At 50.8% G+C, this 12,616-nt stretch carries 7 protein-coding genes and 1 riboswitch; all 7 genes read left to right on the forward strand.

Annotation, left to right across the window (positions count from 1 at the left end; translation table 11 throughout):
* The first annotated feature begins 187 nt into the window (after nucleotides 1–187).
* The 7 genes from spoIIE to hpt all read left to right on the forward strand — a co-directional run bounded on the left by spoIIE (nucleotide 188) and on the right by hpt (nucleotide 12,590).
* Entirely contained in the window at nucleotides 188–2,686 is a 2,499-nt protein-coding gene (gene spoIIE, locus NYE70_RS18425) for a stage II sporulation protein E (protein WP_341047327.1), read from the forward strand.
* 170 nt (nucleotides 2,687–2,856) lie between these two features.
* Nucleotides 2,857–2,948, forward strand: a riboswitch (cyclic di-GMP riboswitch).
* Between the two features lie 164 nt (nucleotides 2,949–3,112).
* A complete protein-coding gene (locus NYE70_RS18430) occupies nucleotides 3,113–4,873 on the forward strand; it encodes a methyl-accepting chemotaxis protein (protein WP_341047329.1) in 1,761 nt (586 codons plus the stop codon).
* Nucleotides 4,874–4,899: 26 nt separating this feature from the next.
* Entirely contained in the window at nucleotides 4,900–8,649 is a 3,750-nt protein-coding gene (locus NYE70_RS18435; RefSeq protein WP_341047331.1) for a non-ribosomal peptide synthetase family protein, read from the forward strand.
* Between the two features lie 181 nt (nucleotides 8,650–8,830).
* On the forward strand, nucleotides 8,831–9,577 hold the full coding sequence (locus tag NYE70_RS18440; protein ID WP_211025457.1) for a vWA domain-containing protein: 747 nt from the start codon (nucleotides 8,831–8,833) through the stop codon (nucleotides 9,575–9,577).
* On the forward strand, nucleotides 9,561–10,499 hold the full coding sequence (locus NYE70_RS18445) for a protein kinase domain-containing protein (protein WP_341047333.1): 939 nt from the start codon (nucleotides 9,561–9,563) through the stop codon (nucleotides 10,497–10,499). The genes NYE70_RS18440 and NYE70_RS18445 overlap by 17 nt, the downstream gene beginning before the upstream one ends.
* 49 nt (nucleotides 10,500–10,548) lie before the next feature.
* Nucleotides 10,549–12,015: a tRNA lysidine(34) synthetase TilS gene (gene tilS, locus NYE70_RS18450; protein WP_211025461.1), complete on the forward strand. Its 1,467-nt coding sequence runs from the start codon at nucleotides 10,549–10,551 to the stop codon at nucleotides 12,013–12,015.
* Nucleotides 12,016–12,050: 35 nt separating this feature from the next.
* Nucleotides 12,051–12,590: a hypoxanthine phosphoribosyltransferase gene (hpt, locus tag NYE70_RS18455; RefSeq protein WP_211025463.1), complete on the forward strand. Its 540-nt coding sequence runs from the start codon at nucleotides 12,051–12,053 to the stop codon at nucleotides 12,588–12,590.
* Nucleotides 12,591–12,616: the final 26 nt, after the last annotated feature.

Consider the following 12,616-nt stretch of genomic DNA (forward strand, 5'->3'; position numbering starts at 1 on the left):
TGTACGAACATAGGAACGCCTACCACGGGTCATCCTCATGGGGGGCATGGGTTCGTGATGTTTCGTATTTCACTCTCAATTTGTCGGAAATTTCTTTGGTTCAGGTTCCGGTATATGACAAACTTTCCGCGCACCCCCTCCTATAATGGGACATACCTTACAAAAATGGAAAAGGCGGTGCCAGGTAATGGAGAAATGGAATGTGATCCCATTCCCAGGGATGAAAAAGGCTAAAGGGCAGATGAGAGGATTTCGGTGGGATGGATGGAGGGGGATTCCTATCATTATTACGTTCAGCAGAATGTTTGCGGCAAGCAAGTGGACAGGCTTGTTCCTGTTGATGAGCTTCTTGCTCGGCAAGGCGACGATCCTGGATGAGCTTTCGCCTTTTGCCGCCGCTTTTTTTGCGGTAATGATGTTTATGCGGCGCGATATCGCTGCGGTGACGGGAGCGGTCATGGTTGCCGGGGCGATGTTTGTATCGGGCCAACACGCTGCCGTGATTGCGGCGGAGCTGCTCATTTTCTTTCTGATCCATAAAGGAATGGAATCGTTCGAGCGCGCCGATGTATCTTATGCGCCGCTGATGGTATTTACAAGCACCTTTTTAGCCCTTCTGTTTACGGCGGTTATCGGCCCGTCCTTATCCTGGTATGCATTTGTGATGATCGTAATGGATTCGGTACTCAGTTTTGTTCTGACCCTGGTGTTTATTCAGGCGGTTCCCGTCTTTACTTACAGGAAAAGAAACTATCAGCTGAGAACGGAGGAAATCGTCTGTCTCGTTATTTTGCTGGCATCCGTAATGACAGGCTCGGTAGGCTGGGAGATTTCCGGACTGTCCATCGAGCATATTTTGACGAGATATTTAATCCTGTTGTTTGCTTTAGTTGGCGGCGCCACGCTCGGCGCTTCGGTCGGTGTGGTAACCGGGCTGATTCTTAGCCTGGCCGATACCTCGGCACTCTACCAGATGAGTTTGCTGGCATTTTCGGGCATGCTGGCCGGGATGCTGCGCGATGGACGCAAATGGGCCGTAGGCTTTGGAATGTTGCTCGGCTCGTCGATTCTATCCATTTATTTAACGGGCCCGGCGGATGTGCTGGCTTCTACCTGGGAGAGCTGCGTTGCGGTCGCATTCTTTTTATTGACGCCGAAGGGAGTCGTTAGCGCTATTGCGAAATACGTTCCCGGCACTCAGGATCATACGAAAACCCAGCATGAATACGCCAAGCGGATGCGTGAAATCACTGCGGGCCGGGTCTCGCAATTTTCTCAAGTTTTCCGTCAGCTGTCCCGCAGCTTCGGTCAGATTGCCAGCTCGGGAGAAGTTGCCAAACGGAGCGAGGAAGTGGACCATTTTATGAATGCGGTCACCGAGAACGCCTGTGCCACCTGCTTCCGCCGAAATGCCTGCTGGGACGGAAAGTTTTATCAAACTTATAAGTATATGACCGAAATGATGACGGCGGTGGAGGAGAATCCGGACCTGTCCAAGGGCGAACTTCCTCCCAAGTGGAATAAAATATGTACGAAAACCGATCAGGTGCTGGAGGTCATGAAGCGGGAGTACAATCTCTATCAACATGATATGCACTGGAAACGGCAAATATACGACAGCCGTCTGCTGGTAGCGGAACAATTGTCGGGCGTATCCCAGGTTATGGAGGATCTGGCCAGAGAGATTCAACGCGAGGGACAGGCTATGTACAAGCAGGAAGAGCAAATCCGCGAGGCTTTGGAAAAAATGGGCTTGTCCATTCATAACATTGACATCGTGAATCTGGATCACGGCAACGTCGAAATTGAAATTGTCCATGCCTATACCCGGGGATATGACGAATGCCGCAAAATCATTGCCCCGCTCCTGTCCGATATCCTGGGCGAGCATATCGCCGTTATCGACGAATCTACGGCGGGCGGGCGCGATGGCCTGGCTACCGTAACCTTCGGTTCGGCCAAAACCTATGAGATCACGACCGGAGTAGCCGGCACTGCAAAAGGGGGAGATCTCTTATCCGGAGACAGCTTCAGCGCTGCGGAGCTGGGAAACGGAACCTATGCGGTGGCTATCAGCGACGGGATGGGCAATGGAGAGCGCGCCAGATTGGAGAGCAGCACGGCACTGAGCATTTTGGAACAGCTGCTGCAATCCGGTATGGATGAAACCCTGGCCATCAAGTCGGTGAATTCCATATTGATGCTCCGCTCTCCGGACGAAATTTACGCGACAGTCGATATGGCGCTGATTGATGAATACTCCGCCCGGACCACATTTTTGAAAATCGGCTCTTCCCCTAGCTTTATAAAAAGGGGACAGGAAGTGATTCCGGTTTCGGCCAGCAATTTGCCGATTGGAATCATTCAGGATATCGAGGTGGATTTGGTGACGGTTCAGCTGCATCCGGGCGATACGTTAATTATGATGACCGACGGGATTTATGATGCACCCGGGTATGCCGTAAACAAAGAGTTATGGATCAAGCGGCTGATCCAGGAGATTCAATCGGAGGATCCTCAGGAAATTGCCGATTGTTTGCTGGAGTCCGTGATCCGTTATCAAAAGAATGTAATTCTGGATGACATGACCGTGGCGGTCGCGAAGATCGATCATTTCATGCCTCAATGGTCCACGCTTCATATTCCCGGAATTACCCGGTTGGAACGGCCGAGGACAGTTAGCTAGGTATTGGGTAGGAGGGTTGTGTAGCAAGGAATAGGTCTGTTTAGTCATAAAGTCATAAAATAGACAAACAATTGGTTTATTTTACATGGGAATGATTTCAAGTTTGTAGTAAAATTGACTCTATCGTTCTAATAAAGAACCAAATATAGCACTATTTCTCAAAAATTTTAGATATAATTTGGCAAAACTGCCGAAAGGCAGTGACGCAAAACTATAGGGACTAAATCCCCCCATTAGGGGGAAATGTCAGCCAGTTGCCTAAAAAATGGTAACCTATAGTATTTACTACTAGAGGTTATCTTTTTTTTTGCCTAAATTCAGAGATTCTTGCGCCATTAGAAGGAAGGGAGGGGAGCGCCGGGGCATTTTGACGATGGAGGGTATGCAGCCTTTACACATTTATAGACAGAAAGAGGAGACATAGTAATGAAGTTGCCGCAAGAACTGGGCGGAATCCGCCGCTGGAGTATCGTAACGAAGAACATGATTTTGACAAGCGCCTCCATCCTGATGACTGGCGTAATTCTGATTGCATCCAGCTTTTATATCCAAGGCGGAGTATTGACCAATCAGCTGGAGTCGGATTCGAAGGAGGTCATGGAGGCCTGGATGAACAAGGTTACTCCGGCTGAAGCCGCGGAGGCTATGAAGACAACAGACCGCAATGCACCGATCCAGAAGAAATTGTCGGGTATATTCGATGAATTATCCGCCACGCATCCTAATGTAGCGCAAGGTTATATTTTCGGATCTGAAGTAGTGGATGACAGCACGCTTATGATTGCTTTCCCAACGGCCATCCTGGACATGTTTGAGGGAGAAGGTCTTCACTTGGGGGATCAACTGGGACAACCTGCATTTCATGTGAAGGGTGTCCAGGAAATGTTGAAAACAAAACAGATTACCTTTACGAAGCCTTATAAGGACGATTATGGGACGTGGCTGACGGTATTGTACCCGTTCCAGGATGCAAGCGGACAAGTATTTGCTTATATGGGTATGGACTTTGATGCGAGCATTATCCTTAACGGGCAGCAGGATCTGTTGAAATATACTTCTCTTGCATTGGTTGCTATCTTGCTTGTGATTCTATCGTTTCAATATATTACGATGCGCAGAACCTTCGCGCCGGTCAAAGACTTGATGAAAGCACTGGATAAGCTCAGCCAGGGTGATTTTGGCGTGCAGTTAAAAGCAGGCGAGAGCGAACTCGGTCAGGTCAACGCGAAGTTTAACGCTACGGTTGCGAATATGAAGGAAATGATCATGACCCTGAAGGCGGTTTCGACCCAATCGGCAGAACAGGCACGTGTCTTATTTACGACTTCCGAAGAAAATCACCAAAGCTCCATGAACATTACCAATCATATCGAGGAAATTTCGGAAAAGGTATCCCTGCAGAGCAAATCGATTGGAGAAAGCGTAACTTCCCTTGAAGAAATCAATTCCGGGGTATCGACGATTGCCGGAAGTACTTCTTCCTTGTCGGAAGCCTCCCTTCAAATGAAGGAGCAGTCCGAACTGGGCGGCGATAACATCAGCAAAGTGATGAGACAGATGGATTCGCTCCAACAATCGGTTCAAAATTCGGTGACTTCAATAGAACAACTTCAGAAACGCTCCGGGGAAATCGAGGAAATTGTACAAGTCATTACTCAGATTTCTTCGCAAACGCATCTTTTATCGCTTAATGCGAGTATTGAGGCAGCCAGAGCCGGTGACGAAGGGCGCGGATTTGCAGTCGTAGCGAATCAGGTGAAGAAGCTGGCTGAAGAATCCGGGAAATCGGCGGAGAAAATCGCCGACCTGGTTCGGTATATCCAATCCGAGACCATGACGGCCGTGATGGCCATCAGTGAAGGACAACGCAATGTCGAGGCAGGAATCGATGTAGTGAAGGAAACGGGAGAACTGTTCTATAGCATCTTGCATGCAACCGATGCGATTACAAGCCAGATTCAGGAGGTCTCGGCATCGACTGAAGAAATGGCGGCGGAGACAGAGCAGATCACGGCTACGATCAAGCAAATTTCCGTTTTTGCGGAGAGAAATGCCGACATTTCGGAACATATCAAATCCAGTGCCCTGGAGCAGCGTTCCTCTGCAGGTAAAATCGTGGATTCGGCGGAGAGTTTGAACCAAATTTCCGGAAAATTGGAGAAAGTTGTGGAAGGCCTCAAATTATAGAGAGAGATACAAGGAGTTGAATTGGAGTGGGTACCTTACTAATGGACCGCATTGTCCGGGATTTTTGGGTAAATGAGCTGCAGCCGCCTTTGTCCGGACTTGATATTTACACGGATTATCCCCGAATGAATTCCGGACGGGATAGAAGGGAAACCGTCTTCAGACTGAACGTCAACGCAAGGGAATTAACCCGTATTTCCGAGGGATATGACTACAACACATGGATGCTGGCCTGCTATTTTGCCTTTTTATATCGGATGAGCGGAGAGCAGGATCAGATTGTCGGAGTAAAGGATGCTCAGCACAGGCTGTTGCCGCTGCGGGTGCGTTGCGAGGCGGGGACTTCATTCAAGGATCTGTATCGGACACTGTTGGATAAATGGGAGGCCTTGGACTTTGCCGCTTTGCCGTTGCAAGAAATTGAGCGGTTGACCGGGCAATCTCCTCTGATTCAGACGATATTCGGCGAGGACGCCTCCTATGGGGCAAGCTGCCTGAATTGGCATGTGAAGCTGGTTGAAGGCGAAGGCCTGCTCCATATTGCCTACGATAAAAACCTGTTTAAAGAGAGTACGGTCAGGAAGTTTGCCTCCCACTTTGAATGTATCGTAACTGCGGCTATGGCCGATGAGAATGCTGCTATAGGCAATATTCGCATTTTGACGGAAGAAGATGTCGAAGCCTATACGGAGCTGAACAATACGAAGAAAGCATGGCCGTCCATGCCGCAGCATATTCCGGACATGCTGCGCCTCGCCGTGGAGCGCTGCGGGGACCGGGTGGCATTATCGTCCGGGGACCGGCGGCTGACCTATGCGGAATTGAACCGCTTGTCGGATCAGGTAGCCCGGATCTTGTTGAACAGAGGTCTTAAGAAGGGTGATTTCGTATCCATCTTTATGGAACGGAGTATGGAAGCCATTATCGGGATGCTTGGTGTCGTCAAAGCCGGCGGCGCTTATGTGCCGCTCGATCCGGAGCATCCGGAGGACCGGAATGCCTATATCATTGCCGATACCTCCTCCCGCATTGTAATTACGAAGGAATCATACACGCCGCAGTTGTCCGCTTTATTGGATGAAGGCAGCGGCGATGTTTCTCTCTTATGTCTGGATACTCAACTTGACGGAGACGCAGACGCAGACACGGGCGAACCGGACATCGTTGAGATTTCTTCCGAAGATACGGCCTATGTGATTTATACGTCAGGGACGACGGGAAGACCGAAAGGAGTCCTCATTCCGCATGCCGGCGTTGTCAATCTGGCGCTGGCTACCATAGAGCAACTTCGCATGACAGAGCAGGACGTGATCCTTCAGTATTCCACGTTTAGCTTTGACGCATCGGTATACGATATTTTTAGTGCGCTTTGCTGCGGAGCAAGATTACATCTGTTGTCCAACGAGCAGCGGTATTCGGTCGACTCCTTTACGTCGGCAATTGAAGAGACGGGGGCTACGCGAATCGGAATTTTACCAACCGTATTCTTCAACCAGCTATCTTCCTATTTAAGCGTGGAAGAAGCGGCCCACTATGTAAAGATTCAAAGCTTTGTCATCGGCGGGGAGGCTCTGCCGGGAGAATCGGTACGTACGCTGCAAAAGAAGCTCACGCATCAGCCGATTATCGTGAACGCCTATGGGCCTACGGAAGTAACGGTCGCAACGACAACTCATATCATTGAAGGTCCGGTACCGGATGAATGGACCACGGTTAGCATCGGCAAGCCCCTTGCGAATTACGAGGTTCTGATCGTGAACGAAAAAGACCAGCTGTGCCCCTTGAACGTGGTGGGCGAATTGCTGATTCATTCCGTCGGTTTGGCTAAAGGATATCTCAATCAGCCCGGGAAAACCGAAGAAGCCTTCGTTACGGATCCCGTGAATCCGGACTCGGGCAAAAAATATTACCGTTCCGGAGATCTTGTTCGACTGCAGGAAAACGGAATCGAGTATGTCGGAAGGAAAGATCTTCAGGTCAAAATTCGCGGCTACCGGATCGAGATCGGTGAAATTGAAGAAAATTTGGCTAAACACGATGCGATCAGGGATACGGCGATCATCGTCAAAGAGGATGAATCGGGCGAGAAGCTGCTTGCCGCTTTTTATACATTAAAAGGTGGCGTATCCGCCGGGAAGACGGAGCTTGCCTCCTTTTTGAAGACAAAGGTTCCGGCGTACATGGTTCCAAGTTATTTTGTATGCCTGGATGTAATGCCGCTCTCCCCAACGGGCAAAATTGACCGGAAGCGTCTCGGCGTGATGGAAATCCCGGATTTCGAAGAAGAGGAGAATGCGGATTTTGCGGCACCCGAGAATGAACTGCAGAAGGAAATAGCAACGGCATGGGAAAAGGTGCTTCGCCGTAAATCTATTGGAATCCATGATGACTTTTTTGAGATTGGCGGGCATTCTCTGAAAATCCTGGAGACGCTCGTGCTGCTGAAGCCCAGCTTTCCGATGCTGAAAATCAGCGACTTCTTCAGCTATCCAACCATATCGAAGCTGGCGGATCGCGTGACCGAACTGAAACATACGGCGTCGGGAGAACATGCAGCCCCCGGCCGTTTGGGAGAAATTGTGGATCTGGCTGAGTACCCCCGCAGCTTCGGTAATGAGTCACTGACCGAATATAACGAAGGTCGGCAGAGTCATATTCTCCTTACGGGAGCGACGGGTTATTTAGGGTCGTCGCTGCTGCGGGAATGGCTCCGCACCACGGATTCCTTGGTTTACTGCCTGATTCGTCCGGTACAGGGCGAGGATCCTTATCAGAGACTAAGTAAGGTAATGAGGGGATATTTCGGTCCGGAGATCGACTCCTTGATGGAAGGCCGCGTATTTGCGGTACAAGGAGATCTGGAACAGCCGAATCTGGGACTGAATGAACGCGTCTTGAGCCTGCTCGAAGACAAAATCGATTCCATCGTACACTGCGGGGCTGAGGTGAAGCATTTCGGCGATCCCGAGTATTTTGCCAAGGTGAATGTGGAAAGTACCGACCGACTGATGGGGCTGGCCCGTGACAAGAAAATCCGGTTCCATTATGTGTCCACGCTCGGGATTCCGGAAGATCTGGCATTTGGCGGGCAATGGGAGCGATTTACCGGCTTTGACGGCTATGACGATACGGTATCGACCGATAACGTCTATACGAACAGCAAACTTGCTGCGGAGCGGCTTGTCGTTAAAACCTGTCAGGAAGAGGGCGTCCCGGTTACGGTATATCGCGTCGGTAACTTGTCCTGCCATTCAGAGACCGGCGTATTTCAGCGGAATATCGATAATAATGCCTTCTATAGAATGCTGAAGGCCATGATCCTGCTGGGCAAAGCACCAAGTGTCAGCTGGCAGGTCGACATAACGCCGGTAAACTATGCAGCCGAGGCGATAACTGCCCTGGCCTTGCAAAAGGAAACGGCCGGCCGCCTGTTTCATATTTGTAATCCGGTTCAGCTTTCTTACACGCAGATGATAGACTACTTCCGGCAATACGGTTATCAGATCGATCTTCTCGACTGGCCGGAATATGAGTCCTGGCTGCTGGATTCCAATGTGCCGAAGGATAGTACGGGAATGGAGCTGGCGATGGCCCAGCTCGAGGGTGATGGAGCGAAGAACTCTCCTTATCGCTTTGCGTGCCCGCACACCGTGGAGTATCTCCAGGGTACCCCTGTAGTGTGTAAGGAACCCGATCGGGAATATATGACCCGTTTGGCCGATCACGCCGTTTCCGTAGGATATTTTCCAAAACCGAAAGTATTGATCGAGCAGTAATAACGAGAAGACGGCTTACCCTTACCCGTTTGTTTGGGCTTGGTAGGCCGTCTTTTTGCCATATCAGATCATGAATATATAGTTGGACCCGCCCTTTTTAAGTTTGAATTCTCTCTTAACTGGAAATGATAGAGATGAGAGTCTTTCGAATCATTCATATTAAAAAAAGGCGGGATTCATAATGAAGCAAATCATGCTGATCACGGATGGATGTTCCAATGTTGGAGAGAGCCCGATTATGGCAGCGGCGCTGGCCAAGCAAGAGGGAATTATCGTCAATGTAGTGGGAATCGTCGATTACGGCACCATCGGAGAGCTCGGCAGTTTGGAGATTGCCGAAATTGCTAAAGCCGGCGGCGGGATGAGCAGATTGTCGGGCACGCAAAAGCTGGCTCAGACGATGCAGATGATGACCCGGAAAACCGTGGTTCAGACAATTCAGCACGCGGTTAATAAAGAGTTGAGACAAATTTTGGGTAATTCTTCCGTCGAAGACCTGCCTCCTGATCAACGTTCCCAGGTCGTCGAGGTGATTGACGAGCTTAGCGAGACCAGTACCCTTGAGATTGCGTTATTGATAGACGCAAGTGCCAGCATGAAGCCGAAACTGGCTGCTGTGGAAGAGGCTATCCGCGATATGATGCTTAGTTTGGGTGCCCGAAAAGGAGACAGCCGCTTGGCCGTATTTCATTTCCCGGGGCCGCACAGCGGCGAGGATGCCGTATTGGATCTGGATTGGACAACCGATCTCGGAACGGTACGCTCGATTTTTCAGCGGCTTTCCATGCGGGGTGCCACGCCAACCGGTCCGGCGATCCTGAAGGTGATTGAATTCTTCCAATATGGTACACTGAAGGGACATGAATCCAAGAACTGGCCGGAGGAAACAGGCAGAGGAGAAGGGATACTCGGTGACTACGTCGTCTAAATCGGCTCTGACGCAAGGAACGGTGGTGACCGGTCGCTGGAATGGCGGGCGCTATATGATTCAGCGTCTGCTCGGACGGGGAGCGAACGGAGTCGTATATTTGGTGAAGCAGCTGGATAATGCCAAGCTGTATGCGCTCAAAATGGGCCTCGACACGGTGGATATACAATCGGAAATCAATGTGTTAAAGGCGCTGCAGCGTCAGGGCCGCCGGCGCGGCAGCGCGGGACGGGATCTTTCTTATCTGGTGGAGGTAGATGACTACTCCCTCCAAGGAAGGGAGATTCCTTTCTATGTTATGCGATATGTTAAAGGGGATCCGCTCCGATCTTTCCTTGCCAAAAGGGGAGGACCCTGGCTAAGCATCGCCGGCCTTCACCTGTTGCGGCAACTCCGGCAGCTTCATGAGAACGGATGGGTATTTGGTGATTTAAAGCCGGAGAACGTGCTGGTATCGCCCTACGGCGAGGTGGAACTGATCGATTACGGCGGGGTGAGCGCTATCGGGCGCAGCGTAAAGCAGTTCACCGAATGGTATGACCGCGGATTTTGGGGTGCAGGAGGAAGGACGGCCGATCCCTCTTATGACTGGTTCTCCTTTACGGTGGTATGCATTCACCTGTTGGCCGAGGAACCCCTCAAACGGGCCGCTACCCAGTTGCCCCAGATGAGGAGCTCTAGCGACCTGCTTGCGATCATCCGAAGCGAGCCGGCTTTGGCCCCTTACCGGGCCTGGATGGAGCGGGCCATTGCCGGAAAGTTCGGCGACACAGCTGAAGCGTGCCAACTATGGAAGGAACTCGTTACATCGCCTCTTAGCCGCCGCAAACCGAGGCAGCAAACACCCCGCTGGATGTTGGGGGCGTTCGCGCTGGCGCTGACCTTGTTGGGATGCGCTATCTACTTAACCCTCGGCTTTTGAACACACACTTTTAATATGAATCCCATCTATTAAAGAAAGGAAGAGGCGCATGATGAATCCCGAAATACACCGTTTGGTGGGGCAAGTGCGCCGTACCGGGCAAGAACACGGTTTGTGGGCACCCGGGGATTGTATTGTGGCGGCGGTTTCCGGAGGACCCGACTCCGTCCTGCTGCTGCATATTTTAAATGAGATTGCCCGGGATTCTGAGCCTGGCTTGAAGCTGATCTGCGCTCATGTCAATCACGGGTTCCGGGGCAGTGAATCCGATGCGGAAGCCGAGTTTGTACGGAAGTTGGCGGGCAAGCTCCAAATTCCGTTTGAACTCGGCGTTTTTGACATTCCTGCTTATATGAAGGAATCGGGTAAAGGAGGCCAGGTGGCCGCCCGGGAAAAAAGATATGAATTCTTGCATTCCGTTGCCGATAAATATGGGGCATCCGCCATTGCCCTGGCCCATCATGCCGATGATCAGGCTGAAACCGTGCTGATGCGGATTTTGCGTGGCAGCGGACCGTCGGGCTTGGGAGGCATGAAGCTGAAGCGTCGCGAAAAAAATGTGGAACTAATCCGTCCTTTTCTCCGTATATACAAGAATCAGCTGGTGGCGGCTTGCGAGAGCTCCGGCATCCCTTATGTAACCGACAGCTCCAACCTCAGTACGAAGTATTCAAGAAATGCGATCCGGCTGGATGTGCTGCCTTTTTTGGGGCAATATAATGAACAGTTGGCGGATTCCTTGAACCGTTTAGCCGATGTGGCGGGCGAAGAAGACGATTATATGCAGTTGGAAACAGAGCGCATCCATGCCGAAATCGTTACTTGGCAAGACGGCGGGGCCGCTTTCGGGGTTCGGAGTTTTACCTCCTTACATGCCGCTTTACAACGGAGGTTGATTAAACTAATATTAAATTATCTGCCTTTGGGCACGGATGACAGCGATTTTGTCAAGATAGAAACCATTCGGAAAGGCGTGGTCCAGGACCTCCCTACGACTTGGTCTCTGGATCTTGGCAGAGGAATCCGCTGCTTGCGTGAATACGATACAGTCCGATTTGTGCCTGCCCGAGCGGAAATTCAGATTCCTCATTATACATATGTTGTGGAACATTTTCCGGCGGAGGTGGCTCTTACGGACATAAGGCACGTCCTGCGGTTTACCCGCGAGAGTGCCACGGGCGTTCAAGGAACGAAGCCGGAAGGCAACGACGAGGCTGCGTTTGATGCGGATGAGCTCGTTTATCCGCTTACTGTGCGTTCCCGGCTTCCGGGAGACAGAATGAAAGTTATGGGACTAAATGGAAGCAAAAAGGTGAAAGATATTTTCATCGACGAGAAAATACCTCCCTCTCTTCGCTCCCAAATCCCAGTGGTGACCGACGCCAAGGGCCGGATCATATGGATTCCCGGAGTTCGGCGTTCATCGGTTGCAGCGGTTAGCCGGCTTACGTCATCCATTGTTCGTATGGCTCTGGATACGGGAAGCAAAGAGCCGACCTTGGGGTTAACCAAGTGAAGGCATTCATAGTATAACGTAGGAGGTTATTTGTCTTGTTAAACGACATTCAAGAAATTTTGATCACCCGGGAACAGATTCAGGAAAAAGTTGCGGAGCTCGGACGCCAGCTAAGTGCCGAGTATGAGGGCCGGAATCCTTTGGTCATCTGCATCCTGAAGGGCGCTTTTATATTTATGGCTGATTTGGTTAAGGAAATCACCGTTCCGCTGGAACTTGATTTCATGGCGGTATCCAGTTACGGAGCCTCCACCCGTTCATCGGGGGAAGTAAAGATTATCAAAGACTTGGATTCCTCTGTAGAGGGAAGAGACATCCTGATCGTGGAAGATATCATCGACAGCGGTCTCACACTTAGCTATCTCGTTGATGTGCTTGAGCGGAGAAAAGTTAATTCCGTCAAGATCGTTACCTTGTTTGACAAGCCGGCGCGCCGGACCGTGAAGCTGGAGGCGGATTTATCGGGATTCGTAATCCCGGATGCTTTCGTTGTCGGTTACGGCCTGGATTACGCCGAGAAATACCGGAACCTCCCCTTCGTCGGAGTGCTGAAGCCGGAAGTATACACAAGCTAAATCTACCGGCTGAAGTCAGGCCGGAG

The organism is Paenibacillus sp. FSL R5-0407 (genome assembly GCF_038009185.1).
GTDB lineage: Bacteria > Bacillota > Bacilli > Paenibacillales > Paenibacillaceae > Fontibacillus > Fontibacillus vini.

Excerpts from the sequence above, each read along its gene's own strand:
- tilS (WP_211025461.1), top strand. The coding sequence starts at position 10,549 with ATGATGAATCCCGAAATACACCGTTTGGTGGGGCAAGTGCGCCGTACC.
- NYE70_RS18430 (WP_341047329.1), top strand. The coding sequence starts at position 3,113 with ATGAAGTTGCCGCAAGAACTGGGCGGAATCCGCCGCTGGAGTATCGTA.
- NYE70_RS18440 (WP_211025457.1), top strand. The coding sequence starts at position 8,831 with ATGAAGCAAATCATGCTGATCACGGATGGATGTTCCAATGTTGGAGAG.
- spoIIE (WP_341047327.1), top strand. The coding sequence starts at position 188 with ATGGAGAAATGGAATGTGATCCCATTCCCAGGGATGAAAAAGGCTAAA.